Origin of the sequence: Burkholderia sp. IMCC1007, assembly GCF_027257875.1 — a bacterium.
Classification (GTDB): Bacteria; Pseudomonadota; Gammaproteobacteria; order Burkholderiales; family Burkholderiaceae; genus Burkholderia.
On record NZ_JAPVQY010000006.1, the window covers coordinates 222391 to 246261 of the forward strand.

The window sequence follows — 23871 nt, forward strand, 5'->3', positions numbered from 1 at the left end:
GCACCGCGCACGCGGACGACGACTCCGCGCCGCTTGCGCCGGCGGCGCTGCGCGATCCGGCCGTGCGCGTCAGCCGAGCGAATCGTGCAGACGCTTCATTTCCTTCTCGAGCCAGCCGATCAGGCTGAACGCCGCGTGCGCCTTCTCGACGGGCGGAATCATCACCCTTTCCTCGGTCGCGACATGTTCGGTGAGCGACTCGCACATCAGCCTGCCGAGCGCCGGCTTCCGGCCGATCAGCGCCGACAGGTCCTCGCTGCGAAGCTGATGCACGGTCATCGCGGTCACCGCGTGGACGGTCGCATGAAGCCGCGTGCCGGCGAGCACGACCGACTGCCCGATCGCATCGCCCGGTGCCATCCGCCGGACCTCGACATCGCCCGACGCGCCCGGCACGAACACCGCCGCGATGCCCGATTCGACGATCGTCAGCACGCGCGACTCCGAATTGGACGCATAGATCACGTCGCCCTTGCCGAACGAACGCGATACCAGCGCGTCGGCCAGCACGGCCAGATCGTCGTCGTCGACGCACGCGAACAGCTCGACCGCACGCAACAGCAGCAGCCGGCGCCATACGCGATGCCCTTGCGATGACGATGATGATGTCGATGACGATGCAGACGCCGGCGCGGGCCCCGCGAGCGGTCGCCATGCGACGCCCGCCGCGGCCAGATGGCGATGCGCGAGATCGTAGAGCGCGTTGCGCACGGCCGCTTTCTTCTGCAGCGCGTCGACGTAACAGACGAGTTCGTACTGGATCGCGTTCGCGCGGAACGCCTTCACGACGGCGATCGGCGCCGGGCGCGCGAGCACGTCGAGCGAACTCGCCGCGGCCCGCTCGAGTGCGCCGACGGCAACGGCCGGCCGCACCGCGGGATCGAGGTCGAGCGCGAGCGTGACGCCGTGCAGGCCGGCCGGTTCGCTGAGGTTCACGATGGTGGCGCGCGCGGCCGCGCTGTTCGGCACGACGACCAGGTTGCCGAGGCTGTCGATCAGCTTCGTCGAACGCCAGTTGCTCTCGACGATCCGCCCTTCGAGCTCGCCGATCGACACGGTATCGTCGAGCCGGAACGGTTGCGTGGTATTCAGCACGAGCCCCGAGAACACGTCGTTCAGCGTGTTCTGCAGCGCGAGACCGAGTATCACCGCGACGGCGCCGGAGGTCGCGACCAGGCCGCTCAACGGCAGGCCGAGCACGTAGCCCAGCGCGGCCACCGCGGCCGCGCCGAACACGATGCCCGCGGCGATATCGTGAAAGAGCCGCTGGCTGTGCCACGCACGCGGCAGCAGCAGATGATTGAGCAGCAGGCTGAACACGATCGCGCACTGCAGCCACCACGCGATGCAGATGGCCTGGACCACGATCCGGTCGAGCGCGCCGAGCGACGCGGGAACGGCGAGCGGACTGACGCCGGTCGCGAACAGCACGGCGCTCAGCGCGGCGAACGCCGCACAGCGCCGGATCGCGCGAGCGACGCGGCGATCGTGCCCGAACAGCCGCCACGCGGCGAGGTCGGCGAGCACGATCGGCGCGCCGTAGAGCGCCGTATCGGAGAAATTCAACATAGCGGAACGCAGGCGCGGCGCGCGAAATGATGGGAGCGGCAGCAGGTCGGTCGCTGCTGAAACGGAATCGTCGGACACATTGCGTGCGGGCCGCCGACGCGCCGGCTACGGGTCGTTGCGCTGGCGCGTGACGCCCGGCAACGGCACCGTCAATACATAGCGGCCGGCGCCCGCGATCGCGATCGTGCCGAACAGGATCAGCAGCATCCACGCGAACTGCGCATCGCGCAGCGGCCAGTCCGGGTGGACGAACACCAGCGCGACGAGCGTGACGATCATCACCGGGAGCGCCGCCAGCCGTGGGTAGAGACCGACGATCATGAAGATCGGGCACACGACCTCCGCGAAGATCGCGAACAGGATCGACAGCGTGCGGCCGAGATGGAACGGATCCTCGATGGCGGCGGCTTCGGCCGTGTAATGCACGATCTTCGGCAAGCCGTGAACCACGAGCAGCAGCACGCTGGCGGCGACACGCAGGAACAGCAGGCCGAGATCGGTCGCGTGGCGGGAAACGTCGGGTTGGGCAGGTTTCATGCGGCAGTTCGTCAGTTGAGCGGAATGCATGGCGACGCGCGCACCGGGTGTCTTGCCGCGCCGGCATTCAGAGCGCGGTCGCGCGATGTCGGCGAGAGCACGGGAGCGGCGCGCACGCGCGCCGACAGGTCCCGGCGCGCTCCGTTCACCGAATCTACGCGCGCCGCCTGCCGCTGTCCTGTAGCCGGGCTGAAACGTTCTGAAATCCGCAACGCGCGGCGCGAACCAGCGTCACGACTCGCCCGACGGCAGCTCGGCCTCGGCCGCATCGAGCGCGAGCGCGTGCACTTCCGACCATGCGTCTTGCACGGCCTGCGTCGATCCGGCCGTATGGGCTGGCGCCGCCGCATACGCGGCGAGCAATCGCACGCGAGCATCGGCGGACGCCGCCGTCGCGTCCGCATCCGCGTCGCGCATCGCATCGAGCGCCACGCGCGCGCGTTCGCGGCATTCGTCGACGAGCGACAGGTCGAACAGGCAAGGCACCGCGACGGCCGCAAGCGCGATGCCGAGCGCCGCATCGCCACGCGGCGAGAACGCCCAATCGAGCGCGGCACGCAGGTTGCCGAGTTCGCGCCGCACCGCATCCAGCCGCGTCGCGCCACCGGGCTCCCCTTCCGGCTTGCTGGCGCCGTGACGCGCTCGCCGGAACAACCTGAGGAAGTAGTTCGCGTGCGCACGTGCGGCGGCCGCACTTTCGCCGTGACTGTCGAGCTGCTGCTGCGCGTACGCGCGCGTGGTCGTCAGCAGCCGGTAGCGCGGCGCGCCGTGCTCGGTGTCGAGAATCAGCAGCGACTTCGATACGAGGCCGGCGATCGTATCGAGCAGGTCGACGCCGGCCAGCCCGTTGGGACCGACGATCTCGCGCACGGCCTCGATCGAGAAGCCGTCGCGGAACACGCCGAGCCACCGCAACAGCAGGCGCTCGGCATTGCCGAGCAGCCGGTAGCTCCAGTCGTACATCGCCTGCAGCGTCTGATGACGCGGAAGCGCGGTACGAAAACCACCGGTCAGGAGTCTAAAGTGATCGTCGAGATGCGCGGCCAGCACGTCGATGCCGAGCACGGCGGCACGGGCGGCCGCCAGCTCGATCGCGAGCGGCAGGCCGTCGAGGCGGCGGCAGACCGACGCCGTCAGCGACAGGCTGCGCGCGTCGAGTGGAAAGCGCGGATCGACCGCGCGGGCGCGCGCCGCGAACAATTGCACGGCGCTCGCGCTCATCGCATCGTGACCGGCCGCACCTTCGTCGGGTACGTCGAGCGGCGGCACCGGGCATACGCGCTCGCCGTGAACGCGCAGCGACTCGCGGCTCGTCGCGAGCACGCACAGCCCGTCGTCCGCATCGGTGAGCGCGCTCGCGATCTGCGCCGCGGCGTCGAGCAGGTGTTCGCAATTGTCGAGCACGAGCAGCATCCTGCGACGCGCGACGCTGGCAAGCACGCCGTCGAGCGTCAGCGAGCCGGTCGGCTGTGCGATGCCGAACGCGCCCGCGAGCGCGTCCGGCACGAAGCGCGGACATGCGACGGTGGCGAGCGACACGAATACCGTGCCCTCTGGAAAACGCGCCGCCGCGCGCGCGGCCGCTTCGATCGCGACGCGCGTCTTGCCGATGCCGCCCGCGCCGACCAGCGTCACGATGCGCTCGCTGCGCAGCGCGGCGAGCGCGTCGGCGACCGTCTGTTCGCGGCCGAACAGCGTGCTCGGCACCGCGGACGGCCCCAGCATCGCGGGGCGCACGGGCGCGTCGCCGTGCTCCTGCCCGGTGAGCAGCCGATAGCCGCGGCCCGGCACCGTCAAGATCAGGTTTCGGTCGCCGGCCAGCGCCTTGCGCAGCGACGCGATGTGCACCTGCAGGTTGTTTTCTTCGACCACGGTGTGCGGCCACACACGCTGCATGATCTCGTCTTTCGATACCAGCGCACCGTTCGCCCGAATCAACAATTCGAGAATTTCGAATGCGCGGCTGCCGATACGCAGCAGCTTGCCGTTCGAACGTATTTCACGTCTGTCGAGAAAAACGTGAAGTGTTCCAATCCGGATCATGAGAATTTCATTTGAGTGACATTCAACGGCGCCCGGCTGAAATCGGGTGCCGATTAAGCATCAATGCTACGGTATTTGCCTGGTCGAATGATTCAAATTATCAGAATGAAATGCTCAAATTCTTTGAAATGAGGAAAAAAACGCGACGCGGTGCAGTGGTCGTCCGGCCGCGCGCCTCAGAATGCGGCACGAGAAGCCGGCTGTGCACGCTTCATGTGCAAATCTCGCATTCGTTCGTGACTGCGATTTCGATATGTCAGACGTATCGTTTTATCGACCGGTGAAGTGCGATGTATTTTCCCGGGATTAGACCGGCCGATCGCATGAGGTAAATGCGCAATACGCTGCACCGTCCAACGTCCGTTACGGCCATGACGGGACGATTTACCTGGCAGAAAATCCGGGCCGTTCAGGTCTGTGCGAACGCCAGCAGTTCGTCGTTCAGCCGTGTCGCGTGCGTCAGGTACAGCGCGTGCGGGCCGCCTGCGTAGACGCTCAGCGTCGCATGCGGGACAAGTTTCGCCGTTGCGGCGCCGGTCAGCGCGAGCGGCGCCGTCTGGTCGTCGTCGCCGTGAATCACGAGCGTCGGCACGTCGAATCGGCGCAGGTCGGCACGGAAATCGGTCTCGGAAAACGCGCGAACGCAATCGAGCGTGCCCTTCAGCCCGGCCTGCAGCGCCATGAACGACGTCCAGTCGAGCGCGGCGCGCGAGATCGTCGAGCCGTCGCGGTTCGACCCGGTAAAGAGCGGCCAGAAGCCGTCAAGAAAGGCCGCGCGATCAGCGACGATGCCGGCGCGAATGCCGTCGAATACCGCGACGTCCACGCCTCCCGGATGGTCGTCGCGTCGCGCGACGAGCGGCGTCACAGAACCGATCAGCACCGCCTTCGCGATCCGGCGCGTGCCGTGCCGGCCGATGTAGCGGGCGACCTCGCCGCCGCCCATCGAAAAGCCGACGAGCGTCACGTCGTGCAGGTCCAGCGTCTCGAGCAGCGTCGCGAGATCGTCGGCCAGCGTGTCGTAGTCGTAGCCGGTCCACGGCTGGCCGGAGCGCCCGAAGCCGCGCCGGTCGTACGCGATGCAGCGCAAGCCGTGCGACGCGAGATGATGCATCTGCACGTCCCACATGTCGGCATTCAGCGGCCAGCCGTGAATGAACACGACGGGCCGTCCCGCGCCCCAGTCCTTGTAGTGAATCGACACGCCGTCGCGGGTGGTGAACGTGCTCATGAGGGTTCCTTTCGAGTAGAGAATCCGCGGGCGCCTACGCGGCCGACGCACGCGGCGCGGCGCGTCATGCGCGGGGCTGCCGGGCGACGAACTGCTCGAGCGCCGCCGCGAGAATCATCTCGCGGCAGTTCGCCGGACGTTTCTCGCCGCGCCACTGCGGTTTGTAGATCGCGTCGCCGGCCCGGATCGGCTGCCCGGTGAGCGCGCAGCGCCCGAGCCCGCGCCCGCGCGCCTTCGCGCTGATCCAGCGTTGCTCGTCATAGCGGCAGCGCGTCGGGTCGCTCCACGACACCAGCATCGACGAATCGGTCTGCCGCTCGACGGCGACGATCGCGCTGCGGCGGCGCACGTCGCCGCTCGACGGCATCGGCGCGTCGTCCCGATGCAGGCTGCGCGCGCCGTCCGTCTGTCGCGTGCGCAGCATCGGCGGCATCGGCGGCATGCCGACGCCCGCGACGGGCAACGGTCCGAGCAACGTGATCATGTGCTCCCAGCGATTGAAGGCGTCCATGGCGGCTTATCCAGGCAAGTGACGGGCGGTGCGGGCGTGTCGTGCCCGCTCGCGGCGCGGCAAGCGCGCGGCGGGTGACCCGATGCTGACGATAGTCGCCGTTCGCTGAAGAGTCACCGTCGCGCGCTTAATTCTTCTGCAGTGCGTCAATTCCCGCTCGCGGCGCCGCGGCATTCAAGAAAATTCAGCCGGATTTCAGTACGGCGCGCGCGGCGTCGCGATACGCTCCGACGGCATTCGTTCGTCCACGTCGCATGAGCCGGCGCGCGGCGACATCAGCGAATCGGCTGCCGGCGGGATGGCCGCGGCCGATCGCCACCGATTCACCATCCCGCGCGGCATCACCGCCGCATACCTCAGGAGTCCAGATGCATCCCGTACAGACCGACAGCGTAGCGTCGGCACGCCGCCGCGACATGCTGGTTGCCGGCGCAACCGCCGTCGCGGCAGCCGCGCTGCCCGCGATGGCGGCCGCGGCCGGCACGCCGGCCGGCAGCACCTCTTCAGCCCACTCAGGAGCGCATACGATGAACACGATCACCACGAAAGACGGCACGCAGATCTACTACAAGGACTGGGGCAGCGGCCGCCCGGTCGTGTTCTCGCACGGCTGGCCGCTGTGCGCGGACGCGTGGGACGCGCAGATGCTGTTCCTCGTGCAGCACGGCTATCGCGTGATCGCGCACGACCGGCGCGGCCACGGCCGTTCGAGCCAGCCGTCGCGCGGCAACGACATGAACACGTACGCGGACGATCTCGCCGCGCTGCTCGACGCGCTCGACGTGCGCGAAGCGACGCTCGTCGGCCACTCGACCGGCGGCGGCGAAGTCGCGCGCTATATCGGCCGCCACGGCACGAAGCGCGTATCGAAGGCCGTGCTGATCGGCGCGGTGCCGCCGCAGATGGTGAAGTCGCCGACCAATCCGGGCGGCCTGCCGATGGACGTGTTCGACGGCATCCGCAAGAACGTCGCGGAGAACCGTTCGCAGTTCTACAAGGATCTCGCGGTGCCGTTCTTCGGTTTCAACCGACCGAACGCGAAGGTGTCGCAGGGCACGATCGACGCATTCTGGTCGCAGGGGATGATGGGCGGCATCCACGGCCAGTATCTGTGCGTGAAGGAGTTTTCCGAAGTCGACTACACGGATGATCTGAAGAAGATCGACGTGCCGACGCTCGTGCTGCACGGCGACGACGACCAGATCGTGCCGATCGACGATTCGGCGCGGCTGTCGTCGAAGATCGTCAAGCACGCGGTGCTGAAGGTGATCGAAGGCGGCTCGCACGGGATGTGCGTGGTCAATGCCGATCGCATCAACGCCGAGCTGCTCGCGTTCCTGCAGGCGTAAGCGTGCCGTCGGTCGCGGCGGCGCTGCCCGCCGCCGCGATCGACGCGCCGTTCAGAACTTTTCAGGAAATTTCAGCCCGCAGTGTGCTGCACTGACGGTGCCCGCACCGGCCGCAGCAGGATGCCGATCAGTGCGCCCGCGATCGCGAAAGCCATCGCGATGCGAAAGTTGTCGGCCAGCGCGAGCGTGGTCGCCTGCACCCGCACCGCACGGTCGACCAGCGCGTAGGCGGCCTGATTGCCGGTTGCAAGCGTGGCGCCATGCGTGACCAGCGACGCCGCGCCAGCCCGCAGCCGCTCGAGCGTCTCGGGATCCGACAGCGACACATGCAGACCGACGAGATTCGAATGGGTACCCTCCCTGATCCGCTGAATCACCGCGATCGACGTCGTGCCGAGCTGCCCGCTCAGCAGGCGCGTCGTCTGCACGACGGCACCGAACGTCAGCGCATGCTCGGCCGTGACGTGCTTGCCGAAGAAGAAGACGACGGACGTCAGCGCCATCGTCTGGCCGAGGGCCTGCAGCAGTTGCGACGGAATGAAGTCGGGTTCGGCCCAGGCCGACGTGAGCTGCGATCCGAGCGCGAACGCGATCGCCACCATCACGAAGCCGGCCACGATCAGCCGGCGCGGATCGAAGCGCTGCAGCAGCAGCGCGACGCACGGCGCGAACAGCAGCTGCGGGATCGCGATCCAGCGCAGCGTGTCGCCGATCTGCAACGGCCGAAGGCCGTACGTGCTGGCGAGGAACAGCGACGGGATGAAGCTCGTGTTGAGCACCGTGAAGCGCACGAGACCGACGAGCACGATCAGCAGTGCGATGTTCGGCCGCGCGAGGTAGCCGAGATCGAGGCCCGCGCGCGGCGACGCGAGCTCGTGGATCAGGAACGCCGCAACCATCAGGATGCCGGCGGCGAGCAGTGCGACGATCAGCGGCGACTGCAGCCAGAACAGCCGTTCGCCCTGGTCGAGCGCGATGCACAGGCACGCGAATCCGCCCGCGCCGAGCAGCATGCCGCGCGCATCGACGCCGGACGCAAAGCGCTTGATCGGCTCGTCGGTGAGCGACAGCATCAGGCACGCGATGAACGGCACGGTCAGCACCGCGTTCTGCCAGAACAGCCAGCGCCAGCTCAGGTGTTCGCTGTACCAGCCTTCGAGCGTGGCCGACAGGTTCAGCGACATCTCCAGATTCATCGCATACGCGGCGATGCCGAACGGAATCAGCCGCGGCGGCAGCGTGCGCACGACGAAGCCGACCGTCAGCGGCACGAACACGCCGGACGCGAGCCCGGCGACGGCCTGGCACACGATGAACGCGCCGAATTGCGTGCAGAGCGGCAGCACGCTCTCGGCGCCGAGGAACACGACCGCACCCGCGACCAGCACGCGGCGCGTACCGAACATGAATGCCGCGGCGATCGCCAGCGGCCCGACGAACATCTGCGACGCGGTAAACGCGGTGTTGATCCACGCGCCTTCGTCGAAGCCGACGCCGAGCGCGCCGCGCACGTCGGCGAGCCCGAGCGACGTGATGCGCGACGTCAGCGTCGCGATGATCGCGCCGAGCAGCACGGCCGCGATCGCGGCGATCGACCGAAACGTCGGAATGTCCGACGCCGGGCCGAGAGCCGGCGCCGGGGCGGCACTACCGGTGGCGAACGTGGTATTCATCGTCGGGCGGCTCCCGCCTGTCAAGCTGGCGCAAGCATAACGCGGGGCGTCGAATCCTGCCCGCACGATGGAGTTTGCCAACCATGACCTCCCCCTCTTCCGATAAGCCGCCGGCCGCTTCGCAAGCGCTGCCCGTCGCGCCCGCATCGGCCGCATCGCCCGCACGCGCTCGCCGGACGGCCATTGCGGCGATCGCCACGATCGCGCTGCTGCTCGTCGCGCTGCTCGTGTACGAGTTCGACGCGCGCGATCGCGGCACCGACGATGCGTACGTGACCGGCCACCTGCACGTGATCTCGCCGCGCGTGGCCGGCACGGTCGAGCGTGTGCTCGTCGACGACAACCAGTTCGTGCATGCCGGCGACGCGCTCGTGCGGATCGACCCGCGCGATTTCGACGTCCGCGTCGCCGCGCAGCGCGCACGCGTCGCGCAGGCGCGCGCCGATGCGAGTCGCGCACACGCGCTGATCGAGCAAGCCGACGCGACGCTCGTGTCGGCGCACGCCGACGCCGAAAAGGCCGAGCTCGACTACGCCCGCGCGCGCGAACTGACGCGCGAGACGCCGCGTGGCCTGTCCAGGCAGGAGTTCGATGCGGCCGATGCCGCGCGCAAGTCCGCGCGCGCACGCGTCGCGGCGGCCGACGCGCAACGGCGCAGCGCACTCGCCGCCGCGCAGGCCGCGGACGCCGCGTCGAGCCAGACCGATGCTCAGCTGCACGACGCACTGCTGCAGCTCGGCTACACGACGGTCGTCGCGCCATCGGACGGCTACGTCGGCAAGAAGAGCGTCGAGACCGGCGAGCACGTGGCGCCCGGCCAGGCGCTGCTCACGCTGGTCGAGCCGCATCCCTGGATCGTCGCCAATTTCCGCGAGACGCAACTTCGCCACGTGCGCGCCGGCGACACCGTGCAATTGCGCTTCGACGCGTTGCCGCAGCGCCCATTCACCGGCCGGATCGACAGCCTGTCGCCGGCGACGGGCGCGCAGTTCGCGCTGCTGCCGCCTGACAACGCGACCGGTAATTTCACGAAAGTCACGCAGCGCGTGCCCGTGAAAATTCTGCTCGACGGCCCGGCCGCGGCGGAACCGCGCATCCGGCCCGGGCTGTCGGTCGTCGTCACGCTGCAACGCAGCGGCGAATCGCGATGAAGCGCGCATTCGCCGTGCTTGCCGCCAGCATGCTGGCCGCTTGCTCGATCGCGCCGCAGCCGCTCGCACCGGTGCCCGTCGAACGCGACCGGTTCCGCCATGCCGCGCCGCCGACCGACGAACGTGCGCCGTCGCTCGCCGCGTGGCCCGCCTGGTTCGGCGACCCGCGGCTCGGCAGCCTCGTCGACGCCGCGCTCGCGCACAACCTCGATATCCGCGCGGCGGCCGCGCGCGTCGCGCAGGCGCAGGCGCTCCTCGGCATGCGCGACGCGGCGCTGGCGCCGGTCGTGCGGATCGACCCGTCGTTCAGCCGCTCGCGCGTGTCCGGCACGGTCGACAACGCGCTGCCGAAGCGCACGATGCACAACTGGTCGGTTCCCGTCACCGCGAGCTACGAGATCGATCTATGGGGCCGATTGCGCGGCGATGCGGACATCGGCGCGCAGAACGTGCGGCAGGCCGAGGCCGATCGCGATGCGGTCCGGCTGCGGATCGCGAGCGAGGTCGCGGCCGATTACCTGACGCTGCGTTACGTCGACGACGATCTCGCGACGCTCGAGCGCGCGATCGGGCTGCGGCGCACCGCGCTCGACGTGATCGCCGCACGCGTGCGGGCCGGCGCGGCGAGCGACCTCGACGCGCTGCGCGCATCGGCCGATCTCGATACCGCGCATGCCGATCTCGCGGAGAGCCGGCGGCTGCGCGAGAACCTCGTCGACGCGATTGCGGTGCTGACCGGCGTGTCGCCGACCGCGTTCGACATCGACACGCGCGCCGTGCCCGTACGCGTGCCGGATGTGCCGGCCGGGCTACCGTCGGCGCTGCTGGCACAACGCCCGGACGTGTTCGCGGCGGCCCGGCGCGCCGACGCGGCATCGCTCGAGCTGGGCATCGCGCGCACCGCGTGGCTGCCGAGCCTGACGCTGACCGCCGACGGCGGCTTCGCGACGCGCGACCTGCGCACGTTTCTCGACCGCAACAGCTCGCTGTGGGGCCTCGGCGCGAACGTGGCGCTCACGCTGTTCGACGGCGGCAAGCGCGATGCCGCCGTGGCCGCCGCGCGGGCCGGGATGGACCTCGCCGATGCGAACTACCGCGCGGCCGCGATCGCCGCATTGCGCGACGTGCAGGATGCGCTCAACGACATCGCCGCGCAAAAGGAGCGGATCCTGCGCTACGACAACGCGGTGCGTGCGACGGACGCGGCCGCGCGACTATCGCTGAGCCGCTACGCGCACGGTTACGTCAGCTACCTCGAAGTCATCGACGCCGATCGCGACGCATTGAATGCGCGGCGTCAGTGGATTCACAGCCGACAGGCGCTGGCCGTCGCGACGGTGAGTCTCGTGCGTGCGTTGGGCGGCGGGTGGACGCCGCCGACGCACGCGGGACGGGACGGGTTGCGCGATGCGACGCAGGCCGACGCCAGGTGAATCCGGCAACCGACGCGCGCAGCGCGCGCTCGCACGCGCGTCAGGCCGGCGCGAGCCGGTGCGCATCCTCGCCGAGAAACCGGTGCACGAAGGTCACCGCCATCGCGCCTTCGCCGACTGCCGACGCGACGCGCTTGACCGAGCCCGACCTGACGTCTCCCGCCGCGAACGATCCCGGCACGCTCGTTTCGAGGTAGTACGGGCGGCGCTCGAGCGGCCATACGCGCTCGAACGCCGGACAGTCGTACAGGTCGCTGCCGGTCACGAGGTAACCGCCCGGATTGCGGATGATGTCGGTGTCCTTCGCCCAGTCGGTATTCGGCGCGCCGCCGATGCATACGAACAGGCGCGTGGCCGGCACGCGTTCGCGCGTGCCGTCTTCCGAATGCAGCTCGATCGCGTCGAGCCAGCCGTCGCCGTACAGCGCGCCGACCGTCGACCGATAGCGGACCGCGATGTTCGGCGTGCGCTCGATCCGGTCGATCAGATAGCGCGACAACGTGTCGGCGAGCGACGCGCCGCGCACGAGCATCGTCACCTCGCACGCATGCCGCGAGAAATTCATCGCGGCCTGCCCGGCCGAATTGCCGCCGCCGACGATGAACACCTGCTCGCCCGCGCACATCGGCGCCTCGCTCGACCCGGCGCCGTAAAACAGCCCGGCATTGAGAAACGCGGGCTCCTCCGGCAGTCCGAGGCTCCGGTATTCGATGCCGGTCGCGCAGATGTTCGAGCGGGCGACGAGAACCGATCCATCGGCGAGGTCGACGTGGATCTTGCCGTCGACGAACGTCGCATGCACGCCCTCGCGCATCGTCAGCAGCTCGACGCCGAACTTCATCGCCTGCTCGCGGGCGCGCTCCGCGAGTTCCGCGCCCGGAATGCCGTCGGGAAACCCCATGTAGTTCTCGATCAGCGAGCTCGTGCCGGCCTGCCCGCCCACCGCGCCGCGCTCGATCAGCACCGCGCGCAGCCCCTCGGAAGCCGCGTAGACGGCCGCCGACAGCCCGGCCGGGCCCGCGCCGTAGATCGACACGTCGTACTCGACGAAGCGCGGCCTCGCGACCCAGCCGAGCCGCGCGGCGATCTCGGCCAGCGTCGGCTGATACAGGCACGAGCCGTCCGGAAAGATCACGACCGGCAGCCGGATGTCGCGCAGCGGCGCGATCCCGAGCTCGCGTGTGCAGTCGGCGTCGGACGTCAGTGCGCACCAGTCGTACGCGACCATGCGCCGCTGCAGGAAATCGCGGATCGCGTACGCATCCTTGCTGTGCGGCAGACCGACGATCCGGATGTGCTGCAACTGAACCATGGGCGCCTCCCGAGAATGTCGATGTCGGATGCGGTCCGGGCTTTACAACGCACAACACGTCCGGACGCACCCGCGACTCTACGCTGCACCCATGCACTGCACGCTCGATTTAAGAACAATTAATCCGCAGCCGCGCCACGCCGCCGCACAATGCCGCTATCCGTCACGCTTGCGGCATCGCGCCGGCCGCGCCGCAAGCATTGCTCCCCGCGCCGGCACCGGAGCCCAGGATGGCCAACGCCTGCACCCATCTCGACGAAGCGCGCGTGCTGCACACCGACAAGGACTACTGCGAGGAATGCGTGAAATCCGGCAGCCGCTGGGTCCATTTGCGGATGTGCCTGGTCTGCGGACACGTCGGCTGCTGCGATTCGTCGCCGAATCGCCACGCGAGCCGGCATTTCCGCGAAACCGGACACCGGCTCGTCCGCTCAATCGAACCCGGCGAGCGCTGGATCTGGTGCTACGCGGACGAAGTCGTCGCCGGCGAAATCCCGTCCTGATGCCGCGCGCGGCGCGATCGGCGCCGGTCGGTACGTGATTCGCGCCGGTTCCGGACCAAGGGTTAACACGACTCGATCACGGCTTTACGCTGCGCCGCTTTTCCGCCTAGAATTTATCGAACGATCACTTATCTATCGATAAACAATGGGTACGCCATGCCCGCCTCGCGACGTGCTGTTCGACACGCAGCGCGTCGAAGGCGAGCTTGCCATCCTGCCGCGCCACGGCGCGCGCCAACACGACAATCACGACCTGGAGACAATCCGATGACCTGCTCCTGCTGCATGTCCACCGGGCGGCGCCGCGTGCTCGGCGCATTCGCCGCGCTCGCCGGCGCGGCCATTGCCGCGCGCCCCGCGTCGGCCGCGGAACCGGCTTCCGCGCCGGCCGCCTCGGCCGATTCGTCAGCCTCGGCCGCGCTCGCGACCCACCGCCCGCGCTCGATCGACATCCACGCGCACTATTACCCGGAGAGCTTCTGCGATCTGGTCGGCGGCGAAGGCAAGCGGTTCGGCGGCGCGTTCGCGTGCGACGATACGACGTTCACGTTCCGCACGCCGGCCGGCGGCCTCGGGCCGCTGCCGATGAAATTCATCGACGTCGATGCGCGGCTCAAGGACATGGACGCTTCCGGCGTCGACGTGCAGGCGCTGTCGCTGAGCGTGCCGATGGCGTACTGGGGCGACCGGCCGTTCAACGCGAAACTGGCGCGCGCATGGAATACGGCCGCGTCGCGCGTGCACCAGCGGCATCCGACCCGCTTCGTCGTACTCGCGACGCTGCCGATGCTCGATGCGACCGACGCGATCGACGAACTCGAGCATGCGGCGGCGCTGCCGGGCGTGCGCGGCGTGTACATGGGCACGAACATCGACAACCGCGACCTCGACGATCCGCGGTTCGCGCCGGTGTTCGCGCGCATCGAGCAGCTCGGGCTGCCGGTGTTCCTGCATCCGCAGCAAACCGTCGGCGGTGCGCGCCTCGGCGATTTCTACCTGAGCAACCTGCTCGGCAACCCGTTCGATACGGCGATCGCCGGATCCCACCTGATCCTCGGCGGCGTGCTCGATCGCCATCCGGCGCTGCACTTCACGCTGCCGCATGCGGGTGGCGCGCTGCCGATCCTCGTCGGCCGGCTGGACGCAGGCTGGACCGCCCGGCCGGAAACGCGCCGGCTCGCGCACAAGCCGAGCAGCTATCTGCGGCGCTTCAGCTACGACACGGTGTCCCACTCGGGGCCGGTGCTGAGCTTCCTGATCGAGAACGTCGGTATCGACCGCCTCGTGCTCGGCAGCGACTATTGCTTCGACATGGGCTACGCGCAACCGGTGCGCTTTCTCGATCGGCTGGACCTCAGCGCCGACCAGCGCGCGATGGTGCTCGGCGGCAATGCGGGCCGGCTGCTGCGGATCTAGCGCCCACGTACCGCGCGCACCCGGACCGGGGCCGAACGCCGTTAAGAACGTTTCAGCCCCGCTTCAGGAAATGCTGCCGACGTCTGCGTAGACTGGCTGCATGAGCGAGCGCACGGGCAAGCGCCTGCGTGCCATTTCGATCGATGGAGTGACGAGTTGAATCCTGTTGCCAATCACCGCCGCGCTGCAACGCGTTCGCGGCCCGGCCGGCGGATGCACGATGGCCGATACGCGCATCGTGCAACGTGCGGTGCACCGCTTCGCGGGGAGCGCACATGAAGCACAAACGACTCTGGTTCGGCGCGGCCGGCATCGCGGTCGTCGGCCTGGCGGTCGCGATCGGCATCACGGTCCGGCCGTCGATCGCGCCGATCGATCCGCCCGCCGCCGCATCGTTCGATCCGCAGCTGGTGCGCGCGGGCGCGCGCGTCGTCGCGCTGGGCGACTGCGTCGTGTGCCACACCGCGAAGGACGGCAAGCCGTTCGCGGGCGGCCTGCCGCTCGCGACGCCGTTCGGCACGATCTACGCGACCAACATCACGCCGGATCCGGAAACCGGCATCGGCCGCTGGTCGCGCGACGCGTTCGCCCGTGCACTGCGCACCGGCATCGGGCGCAACGGCCAGCCGCTCTACCCGGCGTTTCCTTATATTCACTTCACGCGGATGTCGGACGACGACATCGCGGCGGCCTATGCGTACCTGATGACGCGCACGCCGGTTCGCGCGACGACGCCCGCCAACGACCTGGTATTTCCGCTGAACTTCCGGCCGCTGGTGGCGTTCTGGAACGTGCTGTTCCTGCACGAAGGCGCGTATCGGCCCGACCCGGCGCAGTCCGCGCAATGGAACCGCGGCAGGATGCTCGTCGACGGGCTCGGCCACTGCGCGTCGTGCCATTCGCCGCTGAACGCGATCGGCGGCGAACGCAGCGGCCGCGCCTTCGACGGCGGCATCGTCGACGGCTGGGAAGCGCCGCCGCTCAATGCGCTCGGCCAGGCCGCGCGGCCCTGGACGCAGGCGCAGCTCGTCACGTACCTGCGCACCGGCCGCGCGAGCGAGCATGGCGCGGCGGCCGGGCCGATGCTGCCCGTCACGCGCGACCTCGCGACGGTGCCGGTCGAGGACGTCGACGCGATCGCCGCGTACATCCTGTCGCTTCAGAAGCCGGCGAGCGCACGTGCGGCCGCGAACCCGGTCGAACGCGCCGCGACGACGCCGGCCGCGCAACGCGGCGCCGTGCTGTTCCAGGCGTCGTGCGCGCAGTGCCACGGGCCGGCCGCGCCGATGCAGTCGATCGGCGAGCGGCCGACGCTTTCGTTCAGCACGGCGGTGAACGCGGACACGCCGCGCAACGCGATCCAGATGATGTTCAACGGGATCGGCTGGCACGGCGAGGACACGCTCAACTACATGCCGTCGTTCATCGACCAGTACGACGACGCGCAGATCGCCGATCTCGCCGCGTACGTTCGCGAGACCTATACCGATCGCCCTGCATGGTCGGGCGTCGACGCGATGGCCGCACAGCTCAGAAAAGAGGACTCCGCACGATGATCACCCTCACCGTCAACGGCGTGCGGCACACGCTGGACATCGATCCGTCCACGCCGCTGCTGTACGCGCTGCGCAACGACCTGCACCTGCATGGCGCGAAGTTCGGCTGCGGCCTCGGGCAATGCGGCGCCTGCACCGTGATCGTCGACGGCAAGCCGACGTTCTCGTGCCTGATGCCGGTGGCCGCGGTCGGCGCGCGCAACGTGCGCACCATCGAGAGCCTCGGCAGCGCCGACCATCCGGGGCCGCTGCAGCGTGCGTTTCTCGAGCATCAGGCCGCGCAGTGCGGTTACTGCATCGCCGGCATGATCATGCGCGCGCAGGCGCTGCTCGAACGCAATCCGAAACCGACCGAGCAGGAGCTGCGCACGCACATGGAACCCAATCTGTGCCGCTGCGGCACGCACATGCGGATTCTCGCGGCCGTGCGCTCGGTCGCCGGGCTGCCGGCGCCGGAACCCGCTTCCGCTCCCGTCATGATCAGCAAGGCACTGTGATGAACTCCCACGACGACATCGACGAAGGCCGCCGGCACTTCATCGTCTCCGGCGCGCTGTTCGTCGCGTTCACCCTCGCGCCGGCCGCGCGCGCGGCCGCGCAGCTCGTGATCGCCGACGAAGGCGCCGCCGTGCACGTGGCGAAAGCCACGCAGGCGCTCGCCGGCAGTCTGAAGACCAATCCGCTGCTCGACGCGTGGATCAAGATCGCGCCCGACGGCAAGGTCACCGTGTTTACCGGCAAGGTCGAGCTCGGCACCGGCGTGCGCACCGCGCTGCTGCAGGTGGCCGCCGAGGAACTCGACATGAAGCCGTCGCTGATCACGTTCCTGACGGCCGACACCGGCGCGTCGCCCGACGAAGGCTTGACCGCCGGCAGTCACACGATGGCCGACAGCGGCTCCGCGCTGCTGAACGCGGCCGCGCAGGTGCGCGCGCTGCTGGTGGAAGGCGCGGCGAAGCGCTTCGGCGTCGATCCGCGCACGCTGACGACCGCCGACGCGGTGATCAAGGCGCCCGACGGCCGCACGATGACCTACGGCGACGCGATCCGCACGGTCGACCTGCACCGCAATGCGGCGCCCACGTCGCCGCTGAAGAACCCGGCGACGTTCGCCGTGATCGGCACGTCGCTGCCGCGCGTCGACATCCCGAACAAGTTGACGGGCGGCGTCAGCTACGTGCAGGACATGCAGTTTCCCGGCATGCTGCACGCGCGCGTCGTGATGCCGCCGGTGTACGACGCGAAGCTGCTGTCGTTCGACGAGGCCGCGATCCTGAAGCTGCCGGGCGTCGTGCGGATCGTGCGCAACGGCAGCATGCTCGCGGTGGTCGCGCAGGGCGAGTGGCAGGCGGTGGTCGCGCAGCGCGCGCTCGCAGCCGGCTGCCGCTGGTCGCCGGGCCGCAAGCTGCCGGATCGCAGCACCGTTCACGCGGATCTCAAACGGATCTCGACGCAGCGCATCGAGATCGCGAACACGCGTACGGCCACCGCGCCGGCCGTGAAGACGCTCAACGCGACGTTCCTGAAGCACTACCTGCTGCACGGGTCGATCGGGCCGTCGTGCTCGGTCGCGCATCTCGAGAACGGGATGATGACGGTGTGGACCCACTCGCAGGGCGTCTATCCGCTGCGCGACGCGCTCGCCGAGATGCTGTCGATGCCGAAGGACAGCGTGCGCTGCATTCACACCGAGGGCTCGGGCTGCTACGGACACAACGCGGCGGACGACGCGGCCGCGCACGCGGCGCTGATCGCCGCCGCGATGCCGGGCAAGCCGATTCGCGTGCAGTGGATGCGCGAACAGGAACACACGTGGGATCACTTCACGCCGGCGATGGTGACCGAGATCAGCGCATCGCTCGATGCGAACGGCCGCATCGTCGACTGGAACTACGCGTTGTGGAGCAGCTCGCACAACGAGCGGATCGTCAACGCCGGCCGGCTGCTGCCCGCGCGGATGCTGGAGCCGCCGTTCGTGCCGGCGCCGTCGACGCCGATGCTGCAACCGGAGGGCGGCGCCGACCGCAACGCGATTCCGCTGTATGCGCTGCCGAACCAGCACATCGTCAACAACTTCTCGCCGACGATGCCGCTGCAGACGTCCGCGATGCGCTCGCTCGGCGCGCATACCAACATCTGGGCGATCGAAAGCTTCATGGACGAGCTCGCGCGTGCGGCCGGCGTCGATCCGGTCGAATTCCGGCTGCGTCACATGGAAGACCCTCGCGCGCGGCAGGTGATCCAGCTCGCCGCGACGCACTTCGGCTGGCCGCGGCCGCCGCGTGCGCGCAATCGCGGCGTCGGCTTCGCGTTCGGCAAGTACAAGAACCTGATGGCGTACGTCGCGATCGCGGTCGAGGTATCGGTCGTGCCGGAAACCGGCCAGGTGACGCTCGAGCACGCGGAAGCGGCCGTCGATGCCGGCCAGATCGTGTCGCCGAACGGCATCCGCAACCAGATCGAGGGCGGCATCGTGCAGGCCGCGAGCTGGACGCTGTACGAGGCGCTGAAGTACGACACCGAGCGGATTCGCAGCTTCGACTGGAGCAGCTATCCGATCCTGCGCTTCTCGGCCGCGCCGCAGAGCGTGAAGGTCCATCTGGTCAATCGCCCCGGCGCGCCGTTTCTCGGCGCGGCCGAGGCGTCGATGGGGCCGACCGCCGGCGCGCTGGCCAACGCGATCTTCGACGCGACCGGCCAGCGCATGCGCGAAATGCCGTTCGCCGGCGACGCGCTGAGAAAACGCATCGACGCATAGCGGTTCGGTCTCGCACGCTGCGCACTACGCGATTTTTGACAAGACGGCGCCGGCACGTACCGGCGCCGCAAGCCGACAGGATGGAGAACTTCCGACGATGGATACCTTGCTTTCGATGCGCGTGTTTACGCGCATCGTCGAAACCGGCAGCTTCACGCGCGCGTCGGACACGACCGGCCTCACGACGCCGCGCGTGTCCGCGCTGCTGAGCGCGCTCGAGCAGCATCTCGGCTGCCGGCTGCTGAACCGAACGACGCGCCGCATCTCGCTGACCGAGGACGGCCAGGCGTATTACGAACGCTCCGTAGCGGTGCTGCGCGAGATCGACGACATGGAGGCATCGGTGTCGCAGGCCCGCAACGTGCCGCGCGGGCGGCTGAAGGTGAACCTGCCGCCCGCGATGGCGAAGCAGGTCGTCGTGCCCGCGCTGCCGGCGTTTCTCGACGCCCATCCGGACATCATGATCGAACTCGGCGTGACCGACCGGCAGATCGACCTCGTCGGCGAAGGGGTCGACTGCGTGGTGCGCATCGGCGCGCTCGACGATTCGGGGATGATCGCGAAGCGCATCGGCAGCCTGACCACCTGCACGTGCGGGTCTCCCGCGTATTTGGCGCGGTGCGGCGAGCCCGAGACCGTCGATGATCTCGCGCAGCACGTCGCGGTCAGCCACATCTCGGCCGACACCGGGCGGCCGCGCCCATGGGATTACCTGGTCGACGGCGAGCCGCGCATCGTGCAGATGTGCGGCACGGTGGCCGTCAACGACGCGGACAACTACATCGAGTGCGGCGTCGCCGGCATCGGCCTGATCAAGACGTCGCTGTACCTCGTCGAGCCTTACCTGAAGTCGGGCCGGCTGCGCGAAGTGCTGACCGATTTCAACGCGCCGCCGAAGCCGATTTCGGTGCTGTATCCGCCCAATCGCCACATCCCGGTCAAGCTGAAGGTGTTCGTCGACTGGCTCGCGGGCCTGTTCGAGCAGATCCCGACGCTGCAGGGCAAGCGCTGCTGAACGAACGCGGCACCTTTGCGTGCCGCGCAACGCTCGATTGCGCGGCGGCTCGCTTCCGGTTTTATCGGTTGATCAATAGTATTGACGGCAACGCGGTGCACCGTATCGCGCCCGGTGAATGCGATGCCGGTGCGGCGAGACGGTGCCCCACTTCCCTCTTCTCCAGGAGCCGACCATGTCAGCAGAATCCACGCCGCTCGCGCCGTCCGCGCACGGCACCAAACTCACGCAGGGGCTGATCCTGCTGTTCGCCTTCAGCTGCGGCGCGATCGTCGCGAACCTGTATTACGCGCAGCCGATCACCGAGCTCATCGCGCCGAGCCTGCACATGTCGGGCGGCACGGCGAGCCTGATCGTGTCGTTGACGCAGATCGGCTATGCGTTCGGGCTGTTCTTCATCGTGCCGCTCGGCGACCTGCTCGAGAACCGCAAGCTGATGATCGTGACGGCCGTCGTGTCGATCGCGAGCCTCGCGGCGGCGGCGCTCGTGCGCACGCCCGGGCTCTTTCTCGCGATTTCGCTGCTGATCGGCTTCAGCTCGGTGGCCGTGCAGATCCTCGTGCCGCTCGCCGCGCATCTCGCGCCCGATCATTCGCGCGGCCGCGTCGTCGGCACGATCATGAGCGGGCTCCTGCTCGGCATCCTGCTGGCGCGCCCGCTGTCGAGCGTCGTGGCCGACGCGTTCGGCTGGCGCTTCGTGTTCGCGGCCGCCGCCGTGCTGATGACGCTCGTGACGGCCTTGCTCGCGCTGACGATTCCGTCGCGCCAGCCGGACCATCGCGCGACCTATTTCGAACTGATCGGCTCGCTGCTGCATCTCGTTCGCACGATGCCGGTATTGCGCCACCGCGCGCTCTACCAGGGCCTGATGTTCGCGTCGTTCAGCCTGTTCTGGACCGCCGTGCCGGTCGAGCTGACGCGTCACTACGGGTTGTCGCAATCGGCGATCGGCCTGTTCGCGCTGGTCGGTGCGATCGGCGCAACGTCGGCGCCGGTGGCCGGCCGGCTCGCCGACGCCGGCCACACGGTGCGCGCGACGCTGATCGCGCTCGTCGCCGGCGCGCTGTCGTATGCGGTGGGGTTCGTGCATGGCACCGGCCTGTACGGGCTCGTCGTGACCGGGATCGTGCTCGACTTCGCGGTGCAGATGAACATGGTGCTCGGCCAGCGCGAGATCTACGCGCTGCACGCGGCAAGCCGCAACCGGCTGAACGCGCTGTACATGACGAGCATCTTCGTCGGCGGCGCCGTCGGCTCCGCGCTCGCGAGCCCGCTGTACGAGCATGGCGGCTGGCCGCTCGTCGCGGCGGTGGCCGGCGCATTCCCGATCGTCGCGCTCGCTCACTACCTGCTCGTCGGGCGTCCGCACGCACAACGTCACGCGATCGGCTGAACCCGATATCGCCCGTCAAACCGAATCGTTCGCGGGGCGCGTCGCCGCCCCGCTCCACGTCAACGAAAGGAGTTCACCATGTCTTCCCTGCTCAGTGCCTACGATCTGCGCGGTCTCGCGCTTCCGAACCGCGTCGTGATGGGCCCGATGACGCGCTCGCGCGCACCGTCGCGCGGACTGCCCACCGAACTGATGGCCGAGTACTACGCGCAGCGCGCGTCCGCCGGCCTGATCGTGACCGAGGCGACCAACGTCAGCCCGGCATCCGCCGCGTTCGAGCTGACGCCGGGGCTCGTCGACGATGCACAGGCTGCCGCGTGGAAGATCGTCACCGATGCCGTCCATGCGAACGGCGGACGCATCTTCGCGCAGCTGTGGCATGGCGGCCGCGTCAGCTCGCTGACGCTGCTCGGCGGCGCCGCGCCGCTGTCGCCGTCCGGCGTGAACGACGATCTCGAACAGCTGCAGGTGTGGGCGCAACTGCAGAACGGCTACTACACGAAGATTCACGCGACGCCGTCGCGCGCGATGACGACCGACGAAGTCGTCGCGACCGTCGCTGAATTCCGCCGCGCGGCCGAGCGCGCGATGGCCGCGGGTTTCGACGGCGTCGAGATCCATGCCGCCAACGGCTACCTGCCGCATCAGTTCCTGTCGTCGACGCTGAACCGCCGCGACGATCGCTACGGCGGCTCGGTCGCGAACCGCGCGCGCTTTCTCGAGGAAATCGTCGATGCGGTCGGCGGCGTGATGCCGCTGAGCCGCGTCGGCGTGCGGATCTCGCCGTACGCGAAGTACAACAACGTGCGCGACGCCGATCCGGACGCGACGTATGCGTATGTCGGCCGGATGCTCGACGAAGCGGGCGTCGCCTATCTGCACGCGGCCGACACCAACGGCTGGAGCGGCGAGCCCGATCTGCCGCGCATCGTCGAGCAGGCGCGGCGGGCGTTCCACGGCACGCTGATCGTCAACGGCGGCATTTCGCCGGACGCGGCGAACGCGCTGATCGACGCAGGCGACGCCGATCTCGTCGCGTTCGCGCGTGCGTATATCGCGAACCCGGATCTCGTGGAGCGCATCGCAATCCGCGCGCCGCTGTCGGAACCGAAGACCGTCGGCTGGTATGGCGGCGATCGGGCGGGCTACGTCGACTACGCGCGGCACGACGCGGCGCAATCGCACACGTGAGCGGCGCTCGTACCGCGCAGCGAGCGGGATGCGCGGCGCTGCGGCGCGATATCGCGGATTGTGTGGGCGGTTGTGGTGGCGGTTGTGGTGGCGGTTGTGGTGGCGGTTGTGGTGGCGGTTGTGGTGGCGGTTGTGGTGGCGGTTGTGGTGGCGGTTGTGGTGGCGGTTGTGCTGGCGGTCGTGTGGCCGGTCGTGCTGGTGGTCGTGCTGCCCGTCATGCTGCCGGTCGTGCGGCGAGTGGTGCGGCCCGTTGGGCAGCCACTCGCCGCGCGCCGGCGCGGCGCCATCACGCGTCGGTCCACCGCGCGCCGAGCACGCGCCCGCAAAAATTCGGCCGGTGAAAATCCGGATCCGCGCGTTCGAGCACGTCCGCGCTCCACGTGCCGAACGTCGACGACGGCCGATGCTCGACACCGCGCGCCACCGTCGCGAGAAACGTTTCGCGAAAGCCGCTGCCGCGCGGATACGCGGCGAGCAGCGCGGCACGCTCATCGGCCGTGTACGCGTCGAAATCGGTCGCCATCAAATCCGTCGACACGGCGCAAGCCAGTGCGCGAGCGAGCGGCGACGCGCGAACGGCCACCGCCGGCGTCGTATGCAGCGCAATCGCATGCCATACGTCGTCGCGCACGCGCCGCGACCGGCGATGCCGCAGCAGCAACGCATGCGCGGCATCCGCGCCGTCGAGTTCGTAGCGTTCGATCGAACGGCAATACGCGTGACTGAGCCCCATGTTCGCGTACATCGCGGCGACGTACAGCGCGTCGGCGTCGCACGTATCGCCCGCGCGCCGCGCGGCGAGCGACGCGAACACGAACACGCGGGCCGCATGATCGGCGAGCGCGGCAGGCAGCGACGCGCGGGCCGCGTCGGCCGCCTCGACCGCAACGGGCGTGCGCGGAATGCGAACGCCGGCCACTTCGTCGCCAGTGGCCGAAGCGCGCGGGTGCGCAGCATTCATCGTGTCTCCTTCATGCCCCACGCACGGGGCGGAAAATCGTTCAATCCGGCGCGCAGTCGCCACCGCGCCGCCACTGCGCCGCAGCTCGCGCCGCTACGCGCCGGCTAGAAAGCGATGCAGCAGCGCCCGAACGCGTCGCAGCCGTCGGTCGCCGCGCTCGCCGTCGGATAACGCAGCCGTGCGACGCGACGTTCGCGGCCGCGCGCGCGGCACGCATCGCTGCCGGCGTCCGCGCATGCGGCGCCCGCCGCGGTCGCGCGCCGACCGTC

19 protein-coding genes are annotated in these 23871 nt (G+C 69.2%); 11 read left to right on the plus strand and 8 right to left on the minus strand.

The features are described 5' to 3' along the window. Window positions 1-69: 69 nt before the first annotated feature. From O1Q03_RS08865 to O1Q03_RS08885, 5 genes are all read right to left on the minus strand, one after another. On the minus strand, window positions 70-1569 hold the full coding sequence (locus O1Q03_RS08865) for a mechanosensitive ion channel family protein (protein WP_269502854.1): 1500 nt from the start codon (window positions 1567-1569) through the stop codon (window positions 70-72). A gap of 105 nt (window positions 1570-1674) precedes the next feature. Next, window positions 1675-2106, minus strand: coding sequence for a DoxX family protein (locus O1Q03_RS08870; RefSeq protein ID WP_269502855.1), 432 nt, complete (start codon window positions 2104-2106; stop codon window positions 1675-1677). A 231-nt stretch (window positions 2107-2337) separates the two neighbouring features. Continuing rightward, window positions 2338-4149 (minus strand): winged helix-turn-helix domain-containing protein, encoded by a 1812-nt coding sequence (locus O1Q03_RS08875; RefSeq protein WP_269502856.1) that lies wholly within the window; start codon window positions 4147-4149, stop codon window positions 2338-2340. 409 nt (window positions 4150-4558) lie between these two features. Then, the gene (locus O1Q03_RS08880; RefSeq protein WP_269502857.1) at window positions 4559-5380 is read right to left on the minus strand and encodes an alpha/beta fold hydrolase; all 822 of its coding nucleotides are present in this window, start codon (window positions 5378-5380) and stop codon (window positions 4559-4561) included. Between the two features lie 64 nt (window positions 5381-5444). Further along, window positions 5445-5891: a DUF3331 domain-containing protein gene (locus O1Q03_RS08885; RefSeq protein ID WP_269502858.1), complete on the minus strand. Its 447-nt coding sequence runs from the start codon at window positions 5889-5891 to the stop codon at window positions 5445-5447. 368 nt (window positions 5892-6259) lie between these two features. Here O1Q03_RS08885 and O1Q03_RS08890 point away from each other — a divergent pair, with 368 nt between their 5' ends. Continuing rightward, window positions 6260-7240 carry an alpha/beta fold hydrolase gene (locus O1Q03_RS08890; protein WP_269502860.1) on the plus strand — a complete coding sequence of 327 codons (981 nt, stop codon included), beginning with the start codon at window positions 6260-6262 and terminating at the stop codon, window positions 7238-7240. 71 nt (window positions 7241-7311) lie between these two features. Here the strand turns inward: O1Q03_RS08890 and O1Q03_RS08895 are convergent, their stop codons facing one another. Next, the gene (locus O1Q03_RS08895; protein WP_269502861.1) at window positions 7312-8913 is read right to left on the minus strand and encodes an MFS transporter; all 1602 of its coding nucleotides are present in this window, start codon (window positions 8911-8913) and stop codon (window positions 7312-7314) included. A gap of 83 nt (window positions 8914-8996) precedes the next feature. Here O1Q03_RS08895 and O1Q03_RS08900 point away from each other — a divergent pair, with 83 nt between their 5' ends. Together O1Q03_RS08900 and O1Q03_RS08905 are read left to right on the plus strand one after the other, a co-directional pair. Further along, on the plus strand, window positions 8997-10064 hold the full coding sequence (locus O1Q03_RS08900) for an HlyD family secretion protein (protein ID WP_269502862.1): 1068 nt from the start codon (window positions 8997-8999) through the stop codon (window positions 10062-10064). Further along, window positions 10061-11497 carry an efflux transporter outer membrane subunit gene (locus tag O1Q03_RS08905; protein WP_269502863.1) on the plus strand — a complete coding sequence of 479 codons (1437 nt, stop codon included), beginning with the start codon at window positions 10061-10063 and terminating at the stop codon, window positions 11495-11497. The genes O1Q03_RS08900 and O1Q03_RS08905 overlap by 4 nt, the downstream gene beginning before the upstream one ends. A 40-nt stretch (window positions 11498-11537) precedes the next feature. Here O1Q03_RS08905 and O1Q03_RS08910 read toward each other — a convergent pair whose 3' ends face one another. Continuing rightward, a complete protein-coding gene (locus O1Q03_RS08910) occupies window positions 11538-12809 on the minus strand; it encodes an NAD(P)/FAD-dependent oxidoreductase (RefSeq protein WP_269502864.1) in 1272 nt (423 codons plus the stop codon). 230 nt (window positions 12810-13039) lie between these two features. Here O1Q03_RS08910 and O1Q03_RS08915 point away from each other — a divergent pair, with 230 nt between their 5' ends. The 8 genes from O1Q03_RS08915 to O1Q03_RS08950 all read left to right on the plus strand — a co-directional run bounded on the left by O1Q03_RS08915 (window position 13040) and on the right by O1Q03_RS08950 (window position 22641). Continuing rightward, a complete protein-coding gene (locus O1Q03_RS08915) occupies window positions 13040-13312 on the plus strand; it encodes a ubiquitin carboxyl-terminal hydrolase 14 (protein ID WP_269502865.1) in 273 nt (90 codons plus the stop codon). 267 nt (window positions 13313-13579) lie between these two features. Continuing rightward, window positions 13580-14728: an amidohydrolase family protein gene (locus tag O1Q03_RS08920; protein WP_269502866.1), complete on the plus strand. Its 1149-nt coding sequence runs from the start codon at window positions 13580-13582 to the stop codon at window positions 14726-14728. A gap of 275 nt (window positions 14729-15003) precedes the next feature. Beyond that, entirely contained in the window at window positions 15004-16284 is a 1281-nt protein-coding gene (locus O1Q03_RS08925) for a c-type cytochrome (protein WP_269502867.1), read from the plus strand. Next, on the plus strand, window positions 16281-16781 hold the full coding sequence (locus tag O1Q03_RS08930) for a (2Fe-2S)-binding protein (RefSeq protein ID WP_269502868.1): 501 nt from the start codon (window positions 16281-16283) through the stop codon (window positions 16779-16781). Before O1Q03_RS08925 ends, O1Q03_RS08930 begins: the two co-directional genes overlap by 4 nt. Beyond that, window positions 16781-19042: a xanthine dehydrogenase family protein molybdopterin-binding subunit gene (locus O1Q03_RS08935; RefSeq protein WP_269502869.1), complete on the plus strand. Its 2262-nt coding sequence runs from the start codon at window positions 16781-16783 to the stop codon at window positions 19040-19042. Before O1Q03_RS08930 ends, O1Q03_RS08935 begins: the two co-directional genes overlap by 1 nt. Window positions 19043-19139: 97 nt before the next feature. Continuing rightward, window positions 19140-20057, plus strand: coding sequence for a LysR family transcriptional regulator (locus O1Q03_RS08940; RefSeq protein ID WP_269502870.1), 918 nt, complete (start codon window positions 19140-19142; stop codon window positions 20055-20057). 175 nt (window positions 20058-20232) lie between these two features. Further along, entirely contained in the window at window positions 20233-21450 is a 1218-nt protein-coding gene (locus tag O1Q03_RS08945; RefSeq protein ID WP_269502871.1) for an MFS transporter, read from the plus strand. A gap of 78 nt (window positions 21451-21528) precedes the next feature. After that, entirely contained in the window at window positions 21529-22641 is a 1113-nt protein-coding gene (locus O1Q03_RS08950; RefSeq protein ID WP_269502872.1) for an alkene reductase, read from the plus strand. Window positions 22642-22927: 286 nt separating this feature from the next. Here the strand turns inward: O1Q03_RS08950 and O1Q03_RS08955 are convergent, their stop codons facing one another. Continuing rightward, window positions 22928-23602: a phosphohydrolase gene (locus O1Q03_RS08955; RefSeq protein WP_269502873.1), complete on the minus strand. Its 675-nt coding sequence runs from the start codon at window positions 23600-23602 to the stop codon at window positions 22928-22930. Window positions 23603-23871 lie beyond the last annotated feature (269 nt).